Genomic DNA, 24987 nt, shown 5'->3' with positions numbered 1-24987 from the left:
AATGCACGGTGCAAAGTTCCCGCCGGGCGGAGATCCGGCGGACGTACTGCGCGGTTAACCTGCCGCGTCCAAATCGTGCATCCGGAGGCGTGGCTCAATGGAACTGAACGCCGTCTCGCGCTCGTGGCAGCGCATCCCGGTGTCCGCGCGGGCGTGGATCCGACGCGTCGCCTTCGCGCTACTCGGCGTGTACGCGTTCTACCTGCTCGCGGGCAACGTGTTCATCAACACGCCGGTCGGCGAATGGACGGCGAACCGGAAGCCGGAGAAATTCCGGATCGAATGGGGACCGGGCTACACCGTGTGGCCCGGCCGCGTGCACGTATGGGATGTGCGCATGAAAGGCCACGCCGGGCGTGCGACGTGGGCAGTGAATGCAGCGCGCGCGAATGGGCGCATCGGGATCCTTCCGCTGCTGCGAAAGACGGTGCGCGTGCCCGAGGTGATCGCGGTTGACGTGACAGGTGCGGTCGACATCGGCGGCGCGCGCAGGCCGCCGCTGCCTGCGCGCCCCGGCGGCTGGGTGCTGCAGTTCGATCGGATCCACAGCGACTCGATCCGCAACGGGCGTCTGGGCGACCTCGTGCTCGAAGGCCTGGGCAGCGCCGACGTCGGCTTCTACAAACAACTGCGCGGCGGCGCGCTGGAGCTGATGCCGTCCCGTGCGCATTTCGAGAGCGTGCAGCTGCGCTTCGGCAAGGAAGCACTGTTGCGCGACGGCCGCATCGACGCCGACTTCGCCATTGCGCGGCACACGCGCGAGCAAGCGCCCGGCATCGCGAAGCTGCTGTTGACCGACGCGAAGCTGAAGCTCGATGGCAAGGCGCCGACGCTGCGCGTCGAGGTCGATCCGCAGGGCCGCATCGCGCTGGCGAACGTCGCCGGCGATGGTCGCGCGCAGATCGACCTCGGCTTCGCGCGTGGTTCGCTGACGCCGGGCAGCCGGCTGCGCTGGCACACGCCGGTCACCGGTCACGACGGACGCGGCGCGGCGTTCGACGATGCGCTGGACGTCGCGCTCGACGTGGATCGCGACATGCGCCTGGTCGCACGCGCGCCGGCGCATGCCGAAGGGCGTCTGTCGCTCGATGCCAACCTCACCGTCCGCGGCACGCAGGTGCCGCTGAAGGATCCACGCAGCCTGTTGCCGCGCAGTTCCGGGCACGTGGTCGGGCGCTGGCATTTCGCATCGCTGCGCTGGCTCGGCAATTTCTTCGATGCACCCTGGCTGTCGCTCGACGGCGCCGGCGTGGTCGACGCCGACGTGCGAGTGGTCGATGGCCGCGTCGCGGGCGGCAGTCGCGTCGGCGTGCCCGACGTGCAGGCGGTCGCGCACGTGATGGGCAACCGCATCGCCGGTCGCGCGAAGGCCGACGGTCGACTGGATGCAGGTCCGAACGACGAAGTGCTGCCGCGCCTGGACTTGCTGATGGAGCGTTTCGACATCGCCGCCGACGATGCGCCCGCGAAACCCTTCGTGCAGGGACGGAACCTGCGGCTGCTGCTGGAAAGCGTGTCCGGCTTGGAACGGCAGGCGCTGCGCCAGCCCGGCGCGATGAAGCAGGTCGGGCAGGCGATGCGCGCGCACCTCACCTTTGCCAACGCGCAGGTGCCGGACCTGCGGGCGTACAACCGCTACCTGCCCAATGAACACCTGCGTTTCGACGGCGGCGCCGGCACGCTGTCGGGCGACCTGACGCTCGATGGCGCGGGCGCGATCGGGCAGGGCACGCTCGGAGTGAATGCGCGTGCGGCCCGCATGCACCTGGCGGGCATCGCGCTGCGTACCGACGTCGACATCGACACCAAGCTGCGCCGCGCCGACCTGAAGCGCCACACGTTCAACATCGACGGCACGCGTCTGGCGCTGCAGAACGTCAGTTTCACCGAACCCGGCGGCGAATCGCGCAGCGGCTGGTGGACGCGCATCGACCTGCAGCGTGCGCGCATGGACTGGGACCGTCCGGTGAGCATCGACGGACGCGCGCAGATCGCGATGAAGGACGTCGGTTTCCTGCTTGCGCTGTTCTCGCGGAAGAAGGACTACCCGAAGTGGATGGGCAAGCTGATCGACTCCGGCCAGGCGCAGGCCAGCGGCAACGTGCGCCTCGCCGGCAAGACGCTGCTGCTCAACGACGTGCACGCGAGCAACCAGCGCTATGACGTGATGGCGCGCTTGCGCCTGCACGGCAAGCAGCGCGACGGCAGCCTGTACGCGAAGTGGGGCGTCCTGAGTTGCGCGGTGGCCGTCGACGATGGACAGCGCGATTTCCACCTGATCAAGGCACGCGAGTGGTACGACGCGCAGCCGCGTTTGGCGCCTTGATCCCGAAGCAAATGCCCGTGCATGCCGGGATTGCGCTGATGAGGCGCACCATCGCTTGAAATGAGACGGGGCGCTTGCGCGCCCCGTCTCGTCTCTCTTCGATTGCGCGAATCAGCCGCGCGGACCGCGACCGCCGCCCGGACGTCCACCGCCGCGCGGACCACCCGGACGCGGACCGCCCGCCGGACGATTGCCGCCCGGACGGTTGCCGCCGGGGTTGCCGCCCGGACGACCGCCAGCCGGCTTCGGGCCGCCCGGACGACCGCCCGGACGCGGCGCGCGCGGCTTGTCGCCGTACGGGTTGAAGCTGCCGGGGTTGGCGTGGTCGGACGGGAAGCTCGGTGCGTTGCCCGGATGACCGTAGGGACGCGAGGCGCGCTGGCCCTGACCTTGACCGCCACGCGGACCCTGGCCGCTGCGCTGGCCACCGCCCCCGCTGCGTTCGCTGCCAAAGCCGCCGCCGAAACCGCCACCGCCGCTGCGTTCACCGCCAAAGCCGCCGCCACGCTCGCCACCGAAACCGCCACCGGCGCGACCGCCACCGCCGCCCGGACGCGGGCCCTTGCCGGCGTTCGGCTTGCGCGGACCGCGCGCGCCGTCGGGATTGCGATGGCCGCTCGGGCCGGTGGTCACGCCGTCCGGCACGTACCAGGTGCGGAACGCGGCCGGATTGCCTTCCGGCAACGGCTTGGGACCCTTTTCCTTGCGCTGCTTGAACGGCTTGTTGCCGGCCTTCGCCGCGGCTTCGCCACTGACGGTCAGGCCGCCGTGCTTGCGCGGACCGCCGCGACCACGGCCGCGATCCTCGCGCACGTGGTCGAAGCGGCGCAGCTCACGGCCTTCGTCGGCGGTGTTGTGGCCGCCCACGTAACCGTGCGAGCGGGCCTTGCCGGTCAGGTCGATCGTGGCCTTGGTGGCCTTGCGCTGGCCGATCACCGGCTGCAGCGTCAGCGCCGACGGCGCGCCGCCGTCTTCCAGGCCGAGCTTGCCACGCAGCGACTCCACCGCCTCGGACGTCAATTCGCGCGACTGGCCGCGCAGCAGCTCGCGCGGCAGCGCGACGTCGCCGTAGCGGATGCGCTTGAGGCGGCTCACCTGGCAGCCCTGTGATTCCCACAGGCGGCGCACTTCGCGGTTGCGGCCTTCCTTCACCACGACGCGGAACCAGTCGTGCGAATCGGTGCCGCCGATGCGTTCGATCTCGTCGAACTTCGCCGGGCCGTCTTCCAGCGCGACGCCGCGCGAGAGGCGGTCGACGATGTTGTCCGGCACGACGTCCTCGCCTTCCGGCGCGCGCACGCGACAGACGTATTCGCGTTCGACTTCGAACGACGGATGCATCAGTGCATTGGCCAGCTCGCCGTCGGTGGACAGCAGCAGCAGGCCGGTGGTGTTGATGTCCAGGCGGCCGATAGCGATCCAACGCGCGCCCTTCAGCGCGGGCAGCGCCTCGAACACCGTCGGGCGGCCCTCGGGGTCTTCGCGCGTGGTCACTTCGCCTTCGGGCTTGTTGTACATCAGCACGCGGGAGGGATCGGTCAGCGCGCTTGCGACGAACTGGCGTCCGTCGAGCTCGATGCGATCGCCGCTCTTGACGCTCACGCCGACCTGCGCGGTCTCGCCGTTGACCTTCACCAGGCCGTCGGCGATACGCTGCTCCAGCGCGCGGCGCGAGCCGAGGCCGGCCTGCGCGAGCACCTTGTGCAGGCGTTCTTCCAGTTTCGGCGCCTCGGTGGCGGCCGCATCGGGCGCGCGTTTGAGGGTGAGCTTGCGGCTCTTTTCTTCAGTCATTTTTGTGTTGCTCCGACTCGGCCAGTTCGGCTTCGTCATCGGTGGGAACGGTCGTCGTCTCGACGGCGTTGTCTTGCTCGTGATCGTTCTCGTCCGCCGCGCGCTCACCCGGCGCGGCTTCGGGGTCGCCCTGCAGGGCGTATTCGTTTTCGTCGATGTCGAGGTCGGCGACCTCGTCGTCGATGGCTTCGGCTTCGGCTTCGGTTTCGTTTTCGGTCGCCTCGTCGGCGGCCGCTTCCGGTGTTTCGTTCTCGTCGGCGTCGGCGGTATCTCTGGCCGCGGCTTCATCGCCGATGTCGTCGCCTGCTTCGGCGCCGGTTTCATCCGCATCCGACGGGGCGGTGGCGGTGTCGTCCGCGGCCGCCTCGTTCGCCGGCTCGTCCGACGCATCGGCCGCTTCGGCGTTGGACGCCGCGGCTTCGTCGGCCACGCCCGCCGCGATCGGCGCCGGCGTGCCTTCGAACTGCAGCTGCGGTTCGAGTTCGCCGATGTCCTTCAGCTCCGACAGCGGCGGCAGTTCGTCCAGGCGCTTGAGGCCGAAGTAGTCCAGGAACACCTTCGTCGTGCCGAACAGCGCCGGCTTGCCAGGTACGTCGCGGTGGCCGACGACGCGGATCCACTCGCGCTCTTCCAGCGCCTTGATGATGTTGCTGTTGACCGCCACGCCGCGGACCTGCTCGATCTCGCCGCGCGTGATCGGCTGGCGGTAGGCGATCAGCGCCAGGGTTTCCAGCGTGGCGCGGGTGTAACGGGTCTGGCGCTCGGTCCACAGGCGCGCGACCCACGGGTGCACGTCGGCCTTGACCTGGAAGCGGAAGCCCGAGGACACCTCGACCAGTTCGACGCCGCGGTCCTCGCAGCCGGCGCGCAGGGCTTCCAGCGCCTGTTCGACGCTGTCCGGCGGGGCCGGCTGGTCTTCGGGGAACAGCGCGTGCAGCTGCGCCAGCGTCAGCGGCTGATTCGCGGCCAGCAACGCGGCCTCGACGATGCGGGTGATCAGTGGTTGGTCCATGAAGGGATCTTTGCCCTGCGTCTGCGTTTGCTCGTCATTCCCGCGTCAGCGGGAATCCAAGGACGTTGCGGTTGTTGCGGTGTAGCGGGAGCGTGCGGTCCGGAACTCAGCCATCGTTGGCCGCCGGCTCGTCGAACTCGCTGCTCAGTTCGATCTCTTCCCCGTCCTTGAGCAGCGCGAGCGACTTGACGTAGATCGGTGCGAACGGTGCTTCCTGCACGATCTCCACCAGCTGTTCCTTGGCCAGCGTGAGCATGCCCAGGAACGTGACCACGATGCCGAGCTTGCCTTCCTCGGCAGTGAACAGCGTTTCGAAGCGCTGGAACGTGCCGTCCTTCAACCGTTCCAGCAGCTCGCCCATGCGCTGGCGGACACTGAGGGCATCGCGCTTGATCGCGTGCTGGGTGAACAGCTCGGCGCGCTTGAGCACGTCGTGCAGCGCCAGCAGCATTTCCTTCAGCTCCACCGGCGGCGGCAGGCGCACCGACGCGCGGTCCGGGACGAAGGCCTGCACCGGCGCGGTATCGCGATCCAGGCGGGGCAGGCTGTCGATGTCCTCGGCGGCCTTCTTGAAACGCTCGTATTCCTGCAGGCGGCGGACCAGCTCGGCGCGCGGATCCTCTTCCTCGCCGACCTCGTTCACCGCGCGCGGCAGCAGCATGCGCGACTTGATCTCGGCCAGCATCGCGGCCATGACCAGGTAGTCGGCGGCCAGCTCGAAGCGCATCTCGTGCATGGCCTGGATGTAGTCGACGTACTGGCGGGTGATGTCCGCCACCGGGATGTCGAGGATGTCCAGGTTCTGCCGGCGGATCAGGTACAGCAGCAGGTCGAGCGGGCCTTCGAACGCCTCGAGGATGACCTCCAGCGCGTCCGGCGGGATGTAGAGGTCCTGCGGGATCTGCAGCACGGGCTGGCCATGCACCACCGCCAGCGGCATTTCCTGCTGCTGTGGCGCGGTGGAGGCCGGGGCGGCCACGGGTTGCGGATCGCTCGCGTCGGCTGCGCGTTCTTCGGTCATTCGGAGCCGGCCCCTCCGGGCCGTGGGCACTGCTATCGCTCAGGCTGGCGGTCGACGGACCACCGTGGATGCAACGGACTTGCTGGGTCGAACCCTGCCGGACAGATGCTGGTCCGGTCGGAACTCCCGTCAGGAAACCTTTCCTATATGTCGAACCTCGGGCCCTTACCGGACGACCAACGCCGGTGCGTCACGCGGGGGCGTGGCGGGCGATGGAGTTCGGGCTCGAGGCCGTCGGGGGCAGCGACGCACCGGGTGCGTGCGAGGCGACGGTGTGGGGATCCGGTCGCGTCGGGCCGCTGCAGCCGGCCTTGTGAAGGCAAGGGTACGGCCTCGTCCGGGCCGTGTCCAGCCGCGGGGCGACTACAATTCAGGTCGGTTCCCAATGGTTCGGAAGGACGCGCGAAGGCATGTGGTACGTGATCGAAGGTTATGACGGCAACGACGTGCTGGCCCAGCGGCTGGCGGCCCGCCCCGACCACCTGGCGCGCCTGACCGCGCTGCGCGATGCCGGGCGGCTGCTGCTCGCCGGCCCCTGCCCGGCAATCGATGCCGAGGATCCGGGCCCGGCCGGTTTCAGCGGCAGCGTCGTCATCGCCGAGTTCGAATCGCTCGATGCCGCCCGCGCCTGGGCCGACGCCGATCCCTACGTCGCCGCCGGCGTCTACCAGCGCGTGGAGGTCCGGCCATTCCGCAAGGTGCTGCCGTGAGCCTGCCTCGCGAGCAACGTGTCGGCGCCATCCGCGCCGCGCTCGAGGCCGCACTCGCGCCGGTGTCGCTCGAAATCGAGGACGAAAGCCACCGCCACGCTGGCCATGCCGGAGCGGCCGACGGGCGAGGGCATTTTCGCGTCGACGTGGTGAGCGAGGCCTTCGCCGGCCTTGGGCCGATCGCCCGTCATCGGGCGGTATATGCCGCGCTGGGCGACTTGATGACGACCGACATCCATGCGCTTTCCATCCGGGCGCGGACACCGGCCGAGGCGGGCTGAGTCCGCATCCGAATCCGGCGATAGTGCCGCGGTGCAACATCCACCGGTCGAGTTGCCTGCAAGAACGCCGACGAAGGCGACGTTTGCCGTGCCCGCGTAACACCAGCTTTACACTCGAAATTGGAAACGTTTACAGTCCGCGCGCATTCTCCGCACAGGCCCTGACAGCGTGCCGAGCGTAACCATCAAAGACGTCGCCCGCATCGCGCAGGTCTCCGTGGCCACCGTCTCGCGAGCACTGAACGGCCATGGGAACGTCGCCGAAGACGTCCGCAATCGCGTCTTCGCGGCAGCGCAGGAACTGCGCTACACCCCGCACGCCGCCGCACGCAGCCTCAGCAGCCGCCGCACGCAGACGCTCGGCGTCGTGTTGCCCGACCTGCACGGCGAGTTCTTTTCCGAGCTGATGCGCGGCATCGACCAGGTCGCCCGCGCCAAGCGGCTGCACCTGCTGGTATCGAGCTACCACGGCAATCCGGACGAGCAGGGCGCCGCACTGCGCGCGATGCGCGGCCGCGTCGATGGGCTGCTGGTCCTGTCGCCGTTCGCCGAAACGCCGACGTTGCTGGGCGAACACCTCGATCCGTCGCTGCCGACGGTGCTGATCAACAGCCAGTCGGGGCTCGACGGCGCGGCCGTACTGCGCGTGGACAACTTTGGTGGCGCGGTGGCGATGGTCGAGCACCTCGTCGCGTCCGGCCATCGCAGCATCGCCTTCATCGCAGGTCCCGCCGACAACTTCGATGCGCACGAGCGTCTTCGCGGTTATCGCGATGCGCTCGCGCGCCTGCTGCCCGGCACGCCCGAGTGGGTGTTGCAGGGCGACTTCGACGAAGCGTCCGGCCATCGTGCCGGACGTGAGCTGATCGACTCGTCGAGGCGCCCCGATGCCGTGTTCGCCGCCAACGACATGATGGCGCTCGGCTGCCTGTTCGCGTTCGCGCACGACGGCCTGCGCGTGCCCGACGACATCGCCGTGGCCGGCTTCGACGACATCCCGCTTGCACGCTACGTGCACCCGGCCCTCACGACCATTCGCGTCAACATCGCCGAACTCGGCGCGCGCGCGGCGCGATTGCTCATCGCGCAGATCGCCGGAGAAGCGGCCGACGAAGCGCCCGCGTCCACCAGCGACCTGCTGGAAACCGGGCTCATCGTGCGCGAATCGAGCGGTTCCCGCCTACTTCCGCGTTCTCCGTGACGGCCTGTGCCCCGGGACGTCACGGTTCCTTGTGTCTGTTCGCTGTAAACGATTCCACGTGGTTCGACATGCTTTTGGAGAGAGGAAGCATATGAATTCGAGGTTCCCCCGACATCCGACGCGCCGGCTGCTCGCCTGCGCCCTTGCCAGCTGCCTGGTCGTCGCCGCCCCCGCGGTGATGGCGCAAAGCACCTCGGCGACCATCCGCGGCCAGATCACGGTCGATTCGGCGCCTGCGACCGAAGCCCAGATCACCGCGACCAACACCGCCACCGGCCTGACCCGGAAAGTGCAGGCGGCAAACGGCACCTACAACCTGGGCGGCCTGCCGCCGGGCACGTACCGCATCGACGCCGTCGCCAACGGGCAGACGACGACGAAGACCGTAACGCTGCAGGTTGGCCAGACGGCGACGATCAACCTGTCCGCGGGCGGACTTCCCGAAACCGCGCCGGCCGGCGATGCGACCACCGTCGACGCCGTCACCGTGACCAGCGAAGTGGTCGCGGAAACCAAGACGTCGGAAATCGCCACCTACGTCACCAACAAGCAGATCGAGTCGCTGCCGCAGGGCACGCGCAACTTCCTCGCCTTCGCCGACCTCGCGCCGGGCGTGGCGTTCGAAACCGGAAACGAAGGCTCCACGCGCATCAAGTCCGGCGCGCAGAACGCCAACGGCATCAACGTCTACATCGACGGCGTCGGCCAGAAGGACTACGTGCTGCGCGGCGGCATCAGCGGCCAGGATTCCAGCCGCGGCAATCCGTTCCCGCAGTCGGCCATCGGCGAGTACAAGGTCATCACGCAGAACTACAAGGCCGAGTACGACCAGCTGAGCAGTGCGGCGATCGTCGCCACCACGCGCTCGGGCACGAACAATTTCGAAGGCAGCTTCTTCTGGGATTACACCTCCACCGACTGGCGCACGCCCACGGTGTTCGAAGAGCGCGCCGACGACAAGGTGCAGACCAAGGAAGAGCAGTACGGCGCGACCTTCGGCGGCCCGATCCTGCGCGATCGCGCGCATTTCTTCCTGTCGTACGAAGCCAAGGAATACGAGTCGCCCCGCACGCTCACGCCGGGCCGCGGCTACTCCATCGACCAGTTGCCGGACTTCCTGCAGGCGGAAGCCGGCACGGGCCTGTTCAACGCGCCGTTCAAGGAAGACCTGTACTTCGGCAAGGTCGACTGGCTGATCGGCGAGAACCACTACTTCGAGCTGACCGGCAAGTACCGCGACGAGGAAGAGCTCACCAACACCGGCGGCCAGAACCTGCCGAGCTACGCGACCAACAAGCTCAACGAGGAAACGCGCGCGGACCTGCGCTACCAGTACACCAACGGTCCGTGGCTCAACGATTTCCACCTGACGTACGAGGACTCGACGTTCAACCCGAGCCCGTATACCAGCGGCATCGCGTACATCCTCAGCAACCGCAGCGACAACGGCAACGCCGATTTCAACAACGTCATCGTGCGCAGCGGCGGCGGTTCGGACTTCCAGGACAAGGGGCAGAAGGGTTACGGCATCCAGAACGACCTGACCTTCACCGGCTTCCAGGGCCACACGCTGAAAATGGGCGTGAAGTTCAAGGACGTCGATGTCGACGCCACCGAGCGCCAGCCGTACTACCCGCAGTTCACCTATGACGTCGGTACCAGCCTGACGCAGCCGATCCACGTCAAGTTCGGCACCGCGCTTCCGGGCGTGGGCGACGGCTCGGCGTCGTCGTCGAACAAGCAGTACGGCATCTATTTCCAGGACGACTGGGAGGTCAACGACAAGCTGATCCTCAACCTCGGCCTGCGCTACGACTACGAGAAGAGCCCGACGTACCTGGATTACGTCACGCCGGCCGACGTCGCCGCCGCGCTGCGCAACTCCACCGCGATCAACAACCCGAACTCGGGCATCAACGTCGAGCGTTACATCAGCAACGGCAGCAACCGGAAGTCCTTCAAGGACGGCTGGCAGCCGCGCCTGGGCTTCTCGTACGACCTGTTCGCCAACCAGGAACACGTGATCTACGGCGGCGCCGGCCGCGCGTACGACCGCAACCTGTTCGACTGGCTGCAGCTGGAGATCACCAAGTCGACGTTTCCGACGACCGACATCGATTTCCGTCTCGCCGACGGCTCGTGTCCGCGTCCGCTGCCGGCACCGGGCACCCCGTGCCTCGACTGGAGCGACGCCTACTTCGATCCGGCGGTGCTGTCGACGCTCGCGTCTCAGACGGGCCTTGGGCGCGAAGTCTTCATGCTCGACAACAACCTCAAGACGCCGTACTCCGACCAGTTCAGCCTCGGCATGCGCAACCAGGTCGGCGACTGGCTGACCGACGTGACGATCTCGCGCGTGGAGAGCAAGGACGGCTTCGTGTTCCTGCTTGGCAACCGCCAGGCGGACGGCTCGTTCTTCCGCCCGGGCTTCAGCTGGGGTCCGCCGTGGGGCCAGGGCTTCGCGCCCTTCGGCAACCTGATCCTGGGCACCAACGGGCTGGAGACCAAGACCAACGCGCTGTACCTGAAGGCCGAAAAGCCGTACACGGCCGAATCCGGCTGGAGCGTCACGGTCGCCTACACCTACCTCGACGCGCGCGAGCAGCGCGAATCGCCGGAGGTGTTCTCGCTCGATTACCCGACCGTGGCCGCGCTGGGTTGGCATGACGCCGAGGTGCCGGAGCATCGCCTGGTCGCCACCGGCATCTACGACGGTCCGTGGAACACGACGCTGTCGGCCAAGCTGACGTTGACCTCGCAGCCGCCGCGCTACTTCGTGAACTGCGTGAACGTCGACCAGCCCGACAACTGCTTCATCGACCAGTACAAGCCGGATGGCACGTATGGCAGCAAGCAGTTCGACATTGCGGCGATGAAGGAATTCGACACCGGCGCGGGCTTCAGGATGTGGGCCCGCGCCGACATCCTGAACGTGTTCGACTGGGCGAACTACAACAGCTACCAGGATTACCCCGGTGGCTTCAATTCGCCCAACCCCGAATTCGGCATCCCGCTTGCACAGGCGCTGCCAACCCGTACCTTCAAGCTCTCGCTAGGCTTCAACTTCTGACCCGGGCCGCCGGCCGCCTTCTCGTCGGGGCGGTCGGCGGTTTCGTGGTACGGCCTTCGCCCGCATGGGCAAGGCACGGCGACTTCCATTCGACAAGATGGCGTGGTGATGTTCGATTCGATACGACGCAGCGTGGGGACTGCATCGCTGGTGGCGGTGCTCGTGTTCATTTCCGGATGCAAGCAGGAAGGGCCGGCGTCCAAGGCGTTCCCGATCGCGTCCGCGCCGCCTGTCGAGGTGGAGCCGTTGAAGCCGACCAAGCTCGAACTGCCGCCGCTGTTCCGCGACGTCGAAAAGCGCACGTTCCAGTTCTTCTGGGACACCACCAACGAAGTGAACGGGCTCACGCCCGACCGTTATCCCTCGCGCCCGTTCGCGTCGATCGCCTCGGTCGGCTTCGCGCTGACCGCGTATCCGATCGGCATCGAAAACGGCTGGGTCAGCCGCCGCCAGGCGGTGGACCGCACGCTCACCACGCTGAAGTTCTTCCGCGACATTCCGTCGGGCCCGCAGGCGGAAGGGAAGGGCGCCTACAACGGCTTCTACTACCACTTCCTCGACATGGACACTGGCGCCCGCTACCAGAGCTGGGTCGAGCTTTCGAGCGTCGACACCGCGCTGCTGATGATGGGCGTGCTGTTCGCGCAGAGTTATTACGATCGCGACGATCCGCGCGAGAAGGAAATCCGCGACCTCGCCGACACGCTCTACAAGCGCGTGGACTGGCCGTGGCTGCAGCGCAACGCGCCGCTGATCTCGATGGGCTGGTTCCCCGAAAGCGGCTTCATCCAGCACGACTGGACCGGCTACAACGAAGCGATGATGCTCTACATCCTCGCGATGGGATCGCCGACGCATCCGGTGGCGCCGGAGTCGTGGTCGGTGTGGACGCGCACGTACAACGACTCCTGGGGCGTCTACCAGGGCGAGGAATACCTGTCGTTCGGCCCGCTGTTCGGCCACCAGTACAGCCACGTCTGGATCGATTTCCGCGGCATCCAGGACGACTACATGCGCGAGCGTGGCATCGATTATTTCGAGAACAGCCGCCGCGCGGCCTACGCGCAGCGCGCCTACGCCATCGCCAATCCGATGAAGTGGAAGGACTACGGCCCGGAAGTGTGGGGCCTGACCGCCAGCGACGGTCCGCAGCAGACGTTGCAGGAATTCCGGGGCGAGCAGCGACAGTTCCGCCACTACTCCGCGCGCGGCGCCGGCCTGCGCGACACGTTCGACGACGGCACCATCGCGCCGACCGCGGCGATCGCGTCGCTGCCGTTCGCGCCGGAAATCGTCATTCCTTCGACCGTTGCGATGCACGAGCGCTACGGCGAATACCTGTATTCCAGCTACGGCTTCCTGGATTCGTTCAACCGCAGCTTCGACTTCGACATTCCGCTGAAAACCGGCCGCCTCGTGCCGGGCGAAGGCTGGGTCGCCAGCGACTACATCGGCATCGACCAGGGGCCGATCCTGGCGATGATCAGCAACTACCGGAACGAGTTCGTCTGGAACGTGATGAAGCGGAACAAGTACATCCGCGATGGATTGCAGAAGGCGGGCTTCAAGGGCGGCTGGCTGGAACCGGTGAAGGAAGGCGAAGCCGCGCCGACGCAGCCCAAGCCGCAGACGCAGGCGGAAAAGGACGCCGCGACGGCGCGCGCGCTGGGCGAAGCCGAGTCGCGCGTGAACCGTGCCTCGCAGACGCCGCAGCCGGCACCGGCGCCGGAACCGAAGACGAAGTGAGCGGGCGAACGCCACGGCGGATCACGGCGCGTGCGTTCATCGCGTCGATCGTGCTGTGCGCACTCGCCGCAGTCGCAGGATGCGACAGCGAACACGACGACCGCACCGTCGTGCGCTTCTGGGCGATGGGCTTCGAGGGCGAGATGGTCCGCCAGCTCATTCCCGATTTCGAACGCGCCAACCCCGGCATCCGCGTCGAAGTGCAGCAACTGCCGGTCACCGCCGCGCACGAGAAGCTGCTGACCGCGTTCGCCGGCGACGGCCTGCCGGACGTGTGCGGCCTCGGCAACACGTGGCTGGCCGAGTTCGTGGAATTGCGTGCCGTCGCGCCGCTCGAGCCGTTCCTCGCGCGCACGCCGACGATGCCGGCGAACGACTACTTCAGTGGTTCGTGGGATACGGGCGTCATCGGCGGCCATGTCTATGCGGTGCCGTGGTACGTCGAGACCCGCCTGCCGTTCTATCGCAAGGACATCCTCGAAGCTTCCGGCGTGAAGCAGGTGCCGCGCACGTGGGCCGAGTGGAACGACGCGATGGCCGCCGTGAAGCGGCACGTCGGGCCAGATCGCTACGCGATCCACCTGCCGCTCAACGAATACGAGCCGCTGCTCAACCTCGCGATCCAGCAACCCGATCCGCTGCTGCGCGACGACGGACGCTACGGCAACTTCCGCAGCGCCGGCTTCAAGCGTGCGCTGACGTTCTACAACGACATATTCCAGAAGAAATGGGCGCCGGCCTTCGCGAACACGCAGATCGCCAACGTCTGGAACGAGTTCGGCCGCGGCTTCTTCACCTTCTACGTTAACGGCCCCTGGAACATCGCCGAGTTCCGCAAGCGTCTGCCGCAGGAACTGGAAGGCAAGTGGGGCACGATGCCGCTTCCCGGTCCGGACGGCCCCGGCGCGTCGGTCGCGGGCGGCGCGAGTTTCGTCGTGTTCGAGCAGTCCAAGCACAAGGACGCGGCGTGGAAGCTCGTCGCGTACCTCTCCGACCCGCAGGTGCAGGTGCGTTTCCACGCGCTGACCGGCAACCTGCCACCGCGCCGTAGCGCGTGGGCCGGTAGCGAAGCGCTGGCGACGGACCCGTTTACGCTGCCGTTCCGCGAACAGCTCGAACGCGCCAGGCCCGCGCCGAAGGTGCCCGAATGGGAGCGCATCGCGCAGGAGCTGCGGATCGTCGGCGAGCAGATGGTCGCCGGCCGGTATACCGTGGACGAAGCGGCAGCCGAGCTCGATCGCCGTGCCGATGCGATCCTCGAAAAACGCCGCTGGATGCTCGACCAGCACGCCGCTGGAGGTGCGCGATGAACGCCATGCCACGCGTCAGCGCGTCCACCGCAGGTTGGGTGTTCGCCGCGCCAGCGCTGGCGGTGATCGGCGTGTTCTTCGGCCTGCCCGTGCTCGCCGCGTTCGCGCTGAGCCTGACCGATTTCGACATCTACTCGCTCGCGGACCTGTCGAACCTGCGCTTCGTCGGGCTGCACAACTACGCGACGCTGCTGCAGGATCCGCTGTTCTGGAAGGCGCTGGGCAACACGATGTACTTCGTCGTGGTCGGCGTGCCGCTGTCGATCGCGGTGTCGCTTGGCGCGGCGCTCCTGCTGCATGCGAAGAGCGCGCGCTTCAAGCCGTTCTTCCGCACGGCTTACTTCGCGCCGGTGGTGACGACGGTGGTCGCCGTGGCGGTGATCTGGCGTTATCTGTTCCACACGCGCTATGGCCTGGTGAACTGGGGCCTGACGTCGATCGGTCTGGATCCCATCGACTGGCTCGGCGATCCGACGTGGGCGATGCCGACGATCATCCTGTTCGCCGTGTGGAAGAACTTCGGCTACAACATGATCATCTTCCTCGCGGGCCTGCAGTCGATCCCGGAAGACCTTTATGAAGCGGCGCGCATCGACGGCGCCACGCCCGCCCAGCAGTTCTGGAACGTGACGCTGCCGCAGCTGGGCCCGGTGCTGCTGATGGTGAGCATCCTGACGTTGTCGGGCTACTTCCAGCTGTTCGCCGAGCCCTACGTCATCACGCAGGGCGGCCCGCTGGAGAGCACGGTCAGCGTGCTGTACCTGATGTACGAACAGGGCTTCAAGTGGTGGAACCTCGGCAACGCGTCGGCGGTGGCGTTCCTGCTGTTCGCGCTTATGTCGGTGGCGACCAGCGGCCTGCTCTGGTTCGCTCGGCGCAAGGGAGCAGAAGCATGAGCCCACGTCTGGCGAAGGCGATCGTCAACGGGCTGATGATCGCGCTCGCGGTGATCAGCCTCGCGCCGCTGCTGTGGATGCTGTCGGTGTCGTTCATGCAGCCGGGCGAAGCGGCGCATTTCCCGCCGCCGCTGCTGCCCGCCGCGCCGACGCTGCACAACTACCACGAGCTGTTCGCGCGTGCGGGCATGGGACGTTACCTGCTCAACAGCGCGATGATCGCGACCGCGGCCACGCTGATCGCGCTGCTGCTCAACACGATGGCCGGCTATGCGTTCGCCAAGCTGAAGTTCGCCGGGCGCGAGCGCGTGTTCCGCCTGCTGCTGGCCGCGCTGATCATACCCGCGCAGGTCACGATGATGCCGCTGTTCCTGATGCTCAAGCAGATGGGGCTGGTGAACACCTATGCCGGCGCGATCGTGCCGCTGATGGCGAGCGTGTTCGGCATCTTCCTGGTGCGACAGTACGCGCGCTCGATTCCCGACGAACTGCTTGAAGCGGCCCGCATCGACGGCGCGAGCGAGACGCGCATCTTCTTCCAGATCGTGCTGCCGGTACTCAAGCCGATCCTCGTCACGCTGGCGATCTTCGTCTTCCTCGGCGCGTGGAACGACTTCATGTGGCCGTTGATCGTGCTGAGCGACGCGGGGCATTTCACCCTGCCGGTCGCGCTGGCGTCGCTGTCGCGCGAGCACGTGCAGGACAACGAGATGATGATGGCCGGATCGGTGGTGACGGTGTTGCCGGTGCTGATCCTGTTCCTGGCGCTGCAGCGTTACTACCTGCAGGGCCTGCTGGTCGGCAGCGTGAAGGGGTGAGGATGGCAAGGCGTTTCGCGTGGGCGTTCGTGCTCGTTCCGGTGATGGCGTTCGCGCAGGGGGTTGGCGAGATCCGCATGTTGGACGATTTCGAATCGACCACGCCGTGGCAGGTCGTCACCTCCGACCAGGTGAGCGGGAAGCTGCGCACCGTGCCGGGCGCCGACGGCCAGGCCGTGTGCCTGGACTACGACTTCAACGGCGTGTCCGGTTATGCCGGATTGACGCGTGAAATTCCGATCGATTATCCAGACAACTACGCGTTCTCGTTCCAGTTGCGCGGCGATTCGCCGCCGAACGACCTGCAGTTCAAGGTCGTCGACGACAGCGGCGACAACGTGTGGTGGGTCAACAAGCCGCGTTACGATTTCCCGAAGACGTGGACGCCCGTCGTCTACAAGCAGCGCCACATCAGTCGCGCGTGGGGCCCGGCGCCGGATCCCACGCTGCGCCATAGCCGCAGGATCGAATTCACGATCTACAACAGCGTCGGCGGCAAGGGTTCGGTGTGCTTCGACCAGCTGGCGTTCCGCAAACTCGCGCCGCAGGACAACTCGCCGCTGACCGGCACCGCAAGCGCGACAGTGGAAACCCGCAACGGAACGGCACGTGCCGCGATCGACGATGCGCCCGACACCGCATGGCGAGCCGACGTAGGCGCGAAGCAGGCGCCGCAGTTCGCGCTCGACCTGCGCAAGCCGCGCGAGTTCGGCGGGCTCGTCCTCGACTGGCTGCCGGGCGAACACGCGAGCGATTACCGAATCGAGTTTTCGGACGACGGCGCTACCTGGCGCACTGTGCGCGAGGTGCGCGGAGCCGACGGCGGGCGCGATCACATCGCGCTGCCCGAATCCGAAGCGCGCTTCGTCCGCCTGACGCTGCTGAAAGCGCCGGCAGGCCGCATCGCGCTTTCGCGCTTGCAGGTGATGCCGCTGGCGTTCGCGGCGACGCCCAACGATTTCGTCCGCTCCGTTGCGAAGGACGCGCCGCGTGGCCGTTGGCCGCGGGGCTTCTTCGGCGAACAGCCGTACTGGACGATCCTCGGTCTCGACGGCGGCATCGAGCAGGGACTGATCGGCGAAGACGGCGCCATCGAAACCGGCAAGGGCGGCTTCAGCATCGAACCGTTCGTGGTGAGCGGCGGCAAGCTTGTGACATGGGCCGACGTGAAGACCACGCAGTCGCTGCAGGATGGCTACCTGCCGATCCCGTCGGTGCATTGGCAGCACGCGGACTTCGCGCTCGAAACCACCGCCTTCGCGCACGGCACGCGCGACGATTCGCATCTCACCGCGCGCTACGTGCTTCGCAACACGAGCGATCGCCCGCGCCGATATGTCTTCGCGCTGGCGGCGCGGCCGATGCAGGTGAATCCGCCGACGCAGTTCCTCAGCACGGTAGGTGGCGTCAGCGAGATCCGTTCGATCAGCGCGAGCGCCGACACCATCACCGTTGCCGGCCGTTTCCCGGTGCAAACGGGCAAGGCCGCCGATTCCGCGTTCGTCAGCCGCTTCGACGAAGGGGAAGTGGTGCAGCGGCTCGCGCGTGCGGACTGGGCGTCGTTCTGTTCGAAGGGCTGCGAACGCAAGGCGTTCGGTGCCGTGGAGAATCAGGTCGCGGACGCGACCGGGCTGGCATCGGGCGCGCTGCTGTATGCGGTCGAACTCGCGCCCGGGCAGTCGCGGGAATTCGACTGGAGCGTGCGTCTCACCGGTCGCGATGTGACGCCTGCGAAAGCCATCGACGCCGCGAAGGCGCAGGACGCCACCGCCGCCCTCTGGCGCAGCAAGCTCGACCGCGTGCGGATACAGGTTCCCCAGCAAGGCCAGCACGTCGTCGATACGCTGCGCACCGCGCTCGCGCACATGCTGATCAGCCGCATCGGTCCGCGTTTGCAGCCGGGCACGCGCTCGTATTCGCGCGCGTGGATCCGCGACGGCGCGATGATCGGCGAGGGCCTGCTGCGCATGGGGCGCGAGGACGTCGCGGCCGAATTCCTGCGCTGGTATGCGCCGTACCAGTTCGACAACGGCAAGGTGCCGTGCTGCGTGGACGACCGCGGCAGCGATCCGGTGCCGGAGAACGACAGCCATGGCGAGCTGATCTTCACCATCGCCGAGGTGTACCGCTTCAACCGCGATCGCGCGATGCTGCAGGCGATGTGGCCGCACGTGGTCGGCGCGTTCGACTACATGGAGAAGCTCCGACTGTCCGAGCGCACCGAGGCCAACCGCGCGCGCAATCCCGCGTTCTACGGAATGATGCCGGCGTCGATCAGCCACGAAGGCTATTCGGCCAAGCCGATGCATTCGTACTGGGACAACTTCTGGGCGCTGCGCGGCTACAAGGATGCGGTCGAGATCGCGCAGTGGCTCGGCAAGGACGCCGACGCGAAACGCTTCGCCGCCTCACGCGATCAATTCCGCGATGACCTGTACGCGTCGCTGCGCAGCGCGACGCAGCAGCACGGCATCGACTTCCTGCCGGGCGCGGCGGAACTGGGCGATTTCGATGCGACCTCGACCACGATCGCGCTCGCGCCGGGCGGCGAGCAGGGTCGTCTTCCGCAGGACCTGCTCACCAACACGTTCGAACGCTACTGGCGCGAGTTCGTGGCGCGTCGCGACGGCACGCGCGAATGGAAGGATTACACGCCGTACGAGCTGCGCACGATCGGCACGTTCGTGCGGCTTGGCTGGCGCGATCGCGCGCATGAGGCGCTGGATTTCTTCTTCGCCGACCAGCAGCCGCGTGCGTGGAACCAGTGGGCCGAAGTCGTCTCGCGCACGCCGCGCAAGCCGTTCTTCGTCGGCGACCTGCCGCATGCGTGGGTCGGGTCGGACTACGTGCGTTCGGCGCTGGACCTGTTCGCGTATTCGCGCGACCTGGATGACACGCTCGTCGTCGCCGCCGGGATTCCCGCGGACTGGCTGGCGGGCGAGGGCGTCAGCGTGGCGAACCTGCGCATGCAGTACGGTCCGGTGGGCTACCGGCTGCGTGAGTCCGACGGGGCGTTGATGCTCGACATCGCGCCGGACACCCGGCTGCCGCCGGGCGGCATCGTGTTCACCTGGCCGCACGACACCGCGCCCGGCGCGACCACCATCGACGGCAAGCCGGTGCAGTGGCGCGACGGCGAACTGCGCATCGGGCGCGCCGGCGCACGCGTGCGGGTGGCGCTGCGCTGAACGGCATGGCCCGGGCGGCGTCGCGTTGACGCCGTCTGGACCTTCGCTGCGGCAACGTTCGAGCCTCCGCAGCATGAAGTGCGGCCCTTGGCCCGGATCCCCCAACGCGTTCTTCCAGCCGACGAGCGTGCGCGCCAGCACGCGCTGGACCGCTACCACGTGGTCGACACACCCACCGAGACGGTCTACGACGACTTGGTCCGCGCCGCCGCGCACCTGTGCGGCGCACCGATCGCGCTGCTGTCGCTGATCGATCGCGAACGCCAGTGGTTCAAGGCGCGCGTCGGCCTGGCCGAGCACGAAACGCCGCGCAATGTCGCGGTCTGCGCGCACGCGATCCTGCAGCCGGGCGAGCTGATGGAAGTGAGCGACCTCGCGCGCGATCCCCGCTTCGCGTTCCTGCCGATCGTGATCGGCGAGGTGCGCGCCCGCTTCTACGCGAGCATGCCGCTTACGACCGCCGACGGGCAGGCGATCGGCACGTTGTGCATCGTCGACCGCCAGCCGCGCACGCTCGACGGCGAGCAGCGCGAATGGCTGCATTCGCTGGGCCGCATCGCGATGGGGCTGCTGGACGGGCATGCGCGCCGCTACCAGGACGAAGTTCGCGCCGCGCTCGATCCGCCGCGCGCGCCGCAGCCTGAGCCTGAAGCGAAGGCGAAGGAGAACTACCGCATCGCCATCCTGGAAGTGCAGCGCTATGCGGCGGCGGTGGAAAGCAGTGGCGAGCGCACCGTCGACAAGGCGTTGACCGCGCTGGAATCGCGCTTCGAAGCCTGCATGGACCTGGACGCCGGCGATCGCGTGAACCGCGTGAGCGAAAGCGCGGAGTTCGTCGCCGTGCTGATGGGCGATGCGGGCGAAGCGCGCCTGGACGCGCTGCTGGCCGTCGCCGCGGCGGAACCTTCGCAGAGCGGGTTGGCGGTGCGGGTAGGCAGCGCGGTCTCGACGCATGGCGACGAAGCGCTGGGCGCGGTGTTCCTGCGCGCCGAAGCCGACCTGAGCCGGCAGAAGGACGCGGCCGGCGAGTCGCCGGCCTGAACCCGATTACTGCTTCTTCGGCGGCGCCATCGGTTTGGCGTTGACCGCGCTGCCGTCGGTGAGCAGTGCGTTCGGCGCGAGCACGACGGTGTCGTTCGCCGCGACGCCCGACAGCACTTCGATGTCGTTGCCGAGGTTGCGGCCGAGCGTGACGTCGTGGAAGGCGAGCTTGCCGTCCTGGACCGTCGCCACCTGCGCGACCGTGCCGCGCTGCACGACAGTCGATACCGGCACCACGATCGCCGGCACCGCGCGCGTGAGGTGCAGCGCGACGCTGCCGACCATGCCGGCGGGGATGCGGCTGTCGGGATTGGGCAGGCGCAGTTCGGTGCGCATCACGCCGGCATCGCGCGAGATCGCCTGCGCGCTGCGCACGACCTGCGCCTTGAACGTCTGGCCGGGCAGCTCGGGGAAGGTGACATCGCCTTCGACGCCCGGCTGGATCTGCAGCGCCACGTTCTGCGGGACGTCGACGACCACGCGCAGCGGATCGAGGGCGTTCACCTCGAACATCGGCTGCGCGCTGGCGACGTCGCCGACCACGCGATCGCCACGCTCGACGTTGCGCGCGACCACCACGCCGGAGAACGGCGCGCGCACGGTCTGGAAACCCTGGCGCTCGCGCGCGGCCGCCAGGCGCGCCTCGGCGGCGCCACGCGCGGCGACGGCGACGTCGAAGTTCGCCTTGCGGTCGCTGTAGAGCTCCTTCGAGATCGCGCCCGAACCGATCAGCACCTGCGCGCGGTCGTAGTTGACCTTCGCCAGTTCCTGGTCCGCCTTCGCCTGCGCGAGCACGGCGGCGGCTTCGCGCACGGCCTGGTCGGATTCCGGCGCGGAGATCACCGCCAGCACCTGGCCGGCGACGACCTTGTCGCCGAGGTCGACGCGGCGTTCGCTGACGAAGCCGGTCGCACGCGGATAGAGCTGCGCCGATTCGCCGGCCAGCGCACGCGCGGGCAGACGCAGTTCGAACGCGGCGTCGGCGGGTTTTGCCTGCACGGTCAGTACGTCGGGAACCGCCTGCGACGGCGTGGGCTCGGCCGAGCTGCGGTTGCAGCCGGACAGCGCGAGCGCGACCCAGAGCGCGGTCAGGGTGAAGGTCGCGCCCCGCGTGGTGATGCGCGCGTGGGAGGGGGCGGTCGTCATGGCGTGGCTCCTGCCTCGGCGTCTGCGGTGCCGGGGGTGTCGTCGGGATGGGCGGCGTGGCGCGCGGCAGCCGGCATGCGGCGGCCGAGCACGGCAAGGATGGACGGAACGAGGATCAGCGTGGCGGGCGTGCCGAACAGCAGGCCGCCGATGACGGCGCGGCCGAGCGGCGCGTTCTGCTCGCCGCCTTCGCCGAGGCCCAGCGCCATCGGGATGATGCCCAGCACCATCGCGCTCGCCGTCATCAGCACCGGGCGCAGGCGCACCGCGGCGGATTCGTACGCGGCGAGTTCGGGGTCGTGGCCGTCGGCGACCAGTCCGCGCGCGAAGCTGGTGACCAGCACCGAGTTCGCGGTCGATACGCCGATCACCATCATCACGCCCATCAGCGCCGGCACGCTCAGCGGCGTGCCGGTGACGAACAGGCCGATGGCTGCGCCGGCGATGGCGATCGGCAGGCCCGACATCGCCACCAGCGGCTGGATCCACGACTGGAAGTTCACCACCAGCACCAGGAACACGAGCGCGGCCGACATCAGCAGACCCGCGGCGAGTTCGCCGTACGCGCTCTGCATCTCGCCGGCCTGGCCGACGATCTCGATGCGGTTGCCCGGCTTGAGGCGCGACTCCAGCTGCTTGGTGATGCCGGTCAGCGCGTCGTGGACCGAACCGAGGTCCGTGCCTTCCACGTTCGCCAGCACGCTGATCGTCGGCGCGAGCGTCGTGCGCGCAAGGCTCGCCGGAACCTGCCGCGGCGTGACCGTCGCGATGTTCCGCAGCAACACCGCCTGCCCGTCGCTGCCGATGCGCAGCGGCGCGTTGAGCAGTTCGTCGATGCTGGTCATGTTCACCGGCGGCGCCTGCACCTGCACGGTGTAGGCGAGCGCGTTGACGGTATCGGTCCAGTACACCGGCGACACCGTGCCGGCCGAACCGAGCACCGCGAGCACCGCGCGGCTGGCCTGCTGCGCGTCCAGTCCCAGCTGCGCCGCACGCGTGCGGTCGATGTGCACCTGGTATTCGGGCAGGTCGAGCACCTGGCGCAGCGCGACGTCCACCGCGCCCGGCACCTGGTGCAGGCGCTGCTCGATCTCGCGTGCGAGCGCGAGGTTGCCCGCGCTGTCGCGGCCGATGATGCGCACTTCGAACGCCGCGGCGGCCGAGCCCGCCAGCGTGCGGCTGGTCGCGTCCGGCGGGCGCTCGAACATCTTCACGTCCGGGAATTTCTCGGCGATGGCATGGCGGATCCGCGACAGGTATTCGTGGCTCGGACCGTGCGGCGTCTTCAGCTGCAGCATGATCTCCGCTTCGAACGAACCCACCACCGCGCTGTCGACCAGCGACAGGTTCACCGCGTCGGGCACGCCGATCTGCTCGTAGACCGTCTGCAGTTCGTCGGGCGGCACGATCTTGCGGATCTCACGCTGGATCTCGGTCACGCGCGCGGCGGTCTGCTCCAGTCGCGTGCCGGACGGGAAGCGCACCTGGAAGCGCAACTGGCCTGCGTCGACGTGCGGGAAGTACTCGCGTCCCAGCGACACCGCCGACACGCCGCCCAGGGCGATGACGAGCAACGCGGCGATGGCGAGCACGCCGCCGTGGTGGCCGAGCTTCACCAGCAGCGCATGATGCTTGTCGCGCAGCGCATCGAGGCGATGTTCGACCGCGTGGTTGACCTTCAGCAGGAACTTCTCCGGCGCCCAGCGCGGGTTCGCGCGGGACTGGATGTCGGCCGGCAGCAGCAGGTAGCACAGCACCGGGATCAGCGTTCGCGACAGCAGGAACGAGGCCAGCATCGCGAAGATCACCGCCAGCGCCAGCGGCGTGAACACCCACGCCGACAGGCCCGTCATCAGCAGGATCGGCGTGAGCACGATGCAAATGGCGATGGTCGAGACCATCTCCGGGAACACCACTTCCTTCGCGCTGTCGAGGATCGCGGTGCGCACGTCCTTTCCGAGCGCGATGTTGCGGTTGGTGTTCTCCACGTCCACCACCGCGTTGTCCACCAGGATGCCGATGGCGAGCGCCAGGCCGCCCAGCGTCATCACGTTGAACGTGTAGCCCAGCAGGCTGAGCATCGCGACCGACGCCAGCAGCGCCAGCGGAATGGCCGAGAGCACGATCAGGCTCGAACGCCACGATCCGATGAACACCAGCACGACCAGCGCGACGAGCAGGCCGACCAGCAGCGCTTCGTGGCGGATCGAACCGATGGCGTTGTCGACGAACACCGACTGGTCGAAGATCGGCTGGATGCGCGTGCCTGGCGGCGCGGAGGCTTCGATTTCCGGCAGGCGCTCGCGCACCGAACGCACCAGTTCCACCGCCGAGGCGTTGCCGAGCTTGATCAGCGCCACCGCGACCGCGCTGGAACCGTCCATGCGCGCGACGTTGGTCTGCAGCGCGCCGCCGTCGCGCACGGACGCGATGTCGCGCACGTACACCAGCGTGCCGTTGCGCGACGCGACGGGGATGTCGAGGAAGTCGGCCGCCGTCGCCGGGCTGGAATCGAGCGAGATCTGCATCTCGCGGGCGTTCTCGCGGATGGAACCGGACGGAAGCGTCGGGCTGCCGCGTTCCAGCGCGCCGGTGACGTCGGCCGGCGTCAGGCCGTAGGTCTGCAGCGCGGCGGGATTGAGGTCGACCATGATCTGCCGCGCCGCGCCACCGTAGGGCAGCGACATGCGGATGCCGGGAATGGTCTGGATCTGCGAGCGCAGCTGCAGGCGCGCGTAGTCGTACAGCTGCGCCTCGGTGAGCGAGTCCGACGACAGCACCAGCATCAGCACCGGCGTGGACGAGACGTTGTTGCGGATCACCAGCGGCGGCGACGTGCCCGGCGGCATGCGGCGCAGGATCGTCTGCGACACCGACGTGATCTGGCCGAGCGCGCGGTCCAGGCTCACGTTCGGCTGGAAGTCGATGCGCACGATGCTGGCGCCGTTGATCGTGTCGGACCGGACTTCCTTCAGGTCGTCGACGGTGTTCATGATCGCCACCTCGGAGAACGAGGTGAGCTTGGCGGCCATGTCGGCCGCGGGCAGGCCGTTATAGGTCCAGACCAGGTTGACCGATGGGATGCCGACTTCCGGGAGGATGTCGGTCGGCATGCGCCGTGCGGCCAGCGTGCCGAACAGCAGGATCAGGATCGCGAGCACGCCGATGGTGTATCGGCGGCTCAGGGCGTACTGGACAATCCACATCGGGTGGCCGGCCTGTGCTGGGCGAAGCGTCGGGGGAGGGAAGGCCGCACACCCGATGGCCCCGCGGCCGCGCGTGGTCGGGCGTGCAGGGCGGGTCGGCGCGGGGCGTTCCGTGTCCTGCGTACGGTAGTCCCGGGCGGAGGCATGCGATAGTCCATTGCTGCTGGATCATTGCCCGATCCTGCAAATCCGTCGCGAGCCGGCACGATCGGCAAGCTTCGGCA

Annotated in this window: 16 protein-coding genes; 11 read left to right on the top strand and 5 right to left on the bottom strand. The window is 68.1% G+C overall.

What is annotated here, in order from left to right:
- Positions 1-97 precede the first annotated feature (97 nt).
- Positions 98-2326: an AsmA family protein gene (locus DX912_RS01100; RefSeq protein ID WP_115840617.1), complete on the top strand. Its 2229-nt coding sequence runs from the start codon at positions 98-100 to the stop codon at positions 2324-2326.
- Positions 2327-2437: 111 nt separating this feature from the next.
- Here the strand turns inward: DX912_RS01100 and DX912_RS01095 are convergent, their stop codons facing one another.
- From DX912_RS01095 to DX912_RS01085, 3 genes are all read right to left on the bottom strand, one after another.
- Positions 2438-4117, bottom strand: coding sequence for a pseudouridine synthase (locus tag DX912_RS01095; protein ID WP_115840616.1), 1680 nt, complete (start codon positions 4115-4117; stop codon positions 2438-2440).
- The gene (gene scpB / locus DX912_RS01090) at positions 4110-5129 is read right to left on the bottom strand and encodes an SMC-Scp complex subunit ScpB (protein ID WP_115840615.1); all 1020 of its coding nucleotides are present in this window, start codon (positions 5127-5129) and stop codon (positions 4110-4112) included. Before scpB ends, DX912_RS01095 begins: the two co-directional genes overlap by 8 nt.
- 106 nt (positions 5130-5235) lie before the next feature.
- On the bottom strand, positions 5236-6150 hold the full coding sequence (locus tag DX912_RS01085) for a segregation and condensation protein A (RefSeq protein WP_115840614.1): 915 nt from the start codon (positions 6148-6150) through the stop codon (positions 5236-5238).
- Between the two features lie 410 nt (positions 6151-6560).
- Between DX912_RS01085 and DX912_RS01080 the strand changes: the two genes are divergently transcribed.
- From DX912_RS01080 to DX912_RS01035, 10 genes are all read left to right on the top strand, one after another.
- Positions 6561-6860: a YciI family protein gene (locus DX912_RS01080; RefSeq protein WP_115840613.1), complete on the top strand. Its 300-nt coding sequence runs from the start codon at positions 6561-6563 to the stop codon at positions 6858-6860.
- Positions 6861-6862: 2 nt separating this feature from the next.
- On the top strand, positions 6863-7141 hold the full coding sequence (locus tag DX912_RS01075; RefSeq protein WP_233433450.1) for a BolA family protein: 279 nt from the start codon (positions 6863-6865) through the stop codon (positions 7139-7141).
- Between the two features lie 169 nt (positions 7142-7310).
- Entirely contained in the window at positions 7311-8342 is a 1032-nt protein-coding gene (locus DX912_RS01070) for a LacI family DNA-binding transcriptional regulator (RefSeq protein WP_115840612.1), read from the top strand.
- A gap of 91 nt (positions 8343-8433) precedes the next feature.
- Positions 8434-11412 (top strand): TonB-dependent receptor, encoded by a 2979-nt coding sequence (locus DX912_RS01065; protein ID WP_115840611.1) that lies wholly within the window; start codon positions 8434-8436, stop codon positions 11410-11412.
- 108 nt (positions 11413-11520) lie between these two features.
- Positions 11521-13158 (top strand): glucoamylase family protein, encoded by a 1638-nt coding sequence (locus DX912_RS18540; protein WP_115840610.1) that lies wholly within the window; start codon positions 11521-11523, stop codon positions 13156-13158.
- A gap of 20 nt (positions 13159-13178) precedes the next feature.
- A complete protein-coding gene (locus DX912_RS18535; RefSeq protein ID WP_425477888.1) occupies positions 13179-14468 on the top strand; it encodes a sugar ABC transporter substrate-binding protein in 1290 nt (429 codons plus the stop codon).
- 5 nt (positions 14469-14473) lie between these two features.
- On the top strand, positions 14474-15364 hold the full coding sequence (locus DX912_RS01050) for a carbohydrate ABC transporter permease (RefSeq protein WP_115841001.1): 891 nt from the start codon (positions 14474-14476) through the stop codon (positions 15362-15364).
- Positions 15361-16182, top strand: a complete 822-nt coding sequence (locus DX912_RS01045) for a carbohydrate ABC transporter permease (RefSeq protein WP_115840609.1) — start codon at positions 15361-15363, stop codon at positions 16180-16182. The genes DX912_RS01050 and DX912_RS01045 overlap by 4 nt, the downstream gene beginning before the upstream one ends.
- Positions 16183-16184: 2 nt before the next feature.
- A complete protein-coding gene (locus tag DX912_RS01040) occupies positions 16185-19370 on the top strand; it encodes a discoidin domain-containing protein (RefSeq protein WP_115840608.1) in 3186 nt (1061 codons plus the stop codon).
- 87 nt (positions 19371-19457) lie between these two features.
- Entirely contained in the window at positions 19458-20411 is a 954-nt protein-coding gene (locus tag DX912_RS01035) for a GAF domain-containing protein (RefSeq protein ID WP_181902656.1), read from the top strand.
- A 6-nt stretch (positions 20412-20417) separates the two neighbouring features.
- Here the strand turns inward: DX912_RS01035 and DX912_RS01030 are convergent, their stop codons facing one another.
- Positions 20418-21557, bottom strand: a complete 1140-nt coding sequence (locus DX912_RS01030) for an efflux RND transporter periplasmic adaptor subunit (protein ID WP_115840606.1) — start codon at positions 21555-21557, stop codon at positions 20418-20420.
- A complete protein-coding gene (locus tag DX912_RS01025; RefSeq protein ID WP_115840605.1) occupies positions 21554-24763 on the bottom strand; it encodes an efflux RND transporter permease subunit in 3210 nt (1069 codons plus the stop codon). Before DX912_RS01025 ends, DX912_RS01030 begins: the two co-directional genes overlap by 4 nt.
- Between the last annotated feature and the right edge of the window lie 224 nt (positions 24764-24987).

Origin of the sequence: Lysobacter soli, assembly GCF_003382285.1 — a bacterium.
Classification (GTDB): domain Bacteria; phylum Pseudomonadota; class Gammaproteobacteria; order Xanthomonadales; family Xanthomonadaceae; genus Lysobacter_J; species Lysobacter_J soli.
Note: the sequence above shows the minus strand (reverse complement) of the source record. Positions and strands in the feature narration are given on the sequence as shown.

Bases quoted from the DNA above. Each gene is read 5' to 3' on its own strand.
- DX912_RS01100 (WP_115840617.1), top strand. From the start codon at position 98: ATGGAACTGAACGCCGTCTCGCGCTCGTGGCAGCGCATCCCGGTGTCC.
- DX912_RS01095 (WP_115840616.1), bottom strand. From the start codon at position 4,117: ATGACTGAAGAAAAGAGCCGCAAGCTCACCCTCAAACGCGCGCCCGAT.
- scpB (WP_115840615.1), bottom strand. From the start codon at position 5,129: ATGGACCAACCACTGATCACCCGCATCGTCGAGGCCGCGTTGCTGGCC.
- DX912_RS01085 (WP_115840614.1), bottom strand. From the start codon at position 6,150: ATGACCGAAGAACGCGCAGCCGACGCGAGCGATCCGCAACCCGTGGCC.
- DX912_RS01080 (WP_115840613.1), top strand. From the start codon at position 6,561: ATGTGGTACGTGATCGAAGGTTATGACGGCAACGACGTGCTGGCCCAG.
- DX912_RS01065 (WP_115840611.1), top strand. From the start codon at position 8,434: ATGAATTCGAGGTTCCCCCGACATCCGACGCGCCGGCTGCTCGCCTGC.
- DX912_RS18540 (WP_115840610.1), top strand. From the start codon at position 11,521: ATGTTCGATTCGATACGACGCAGCGTGGGGACTGCATCGCTGGTGGCG.
- DX912_RS01050 (WP_115841001.1), top strand. From the start codon at position 14,474: ATGCCACGCGTCAGCGCGTCCACCGCAGGTTGGGTGTTCGCCGCGCCA.
- DX912_RS01045 (WP_115840609.1), top strand. From the start codon at position 15,361: ATGAGCCCACGTCTGGCGAAGGCGATCGTCAACGGGCTGATGATCGCG.
- DX912_RS01040 (WP_115840608.1), top strand. From the start codon at position 16,185: ATGGCAAGGCGTTTCGCGTGGGCGTTCGTGCTCGTTCCGGTGATGGCG.
- DX912_RS01030 (WP_115840606.1), bottom strand. From the start codon at position 21,557: ATGACGACCGCCCCCTCCCACGCGCGCATCACCACGCGGGGCGCGACC.
- DX912_RS01025 (WP_115840605.1), bottom strand. From the start codon at position 24,763: ATGTGGATTGTCCAGTACGCCCTGAGCCGCCGATACACCATCGGCGTG.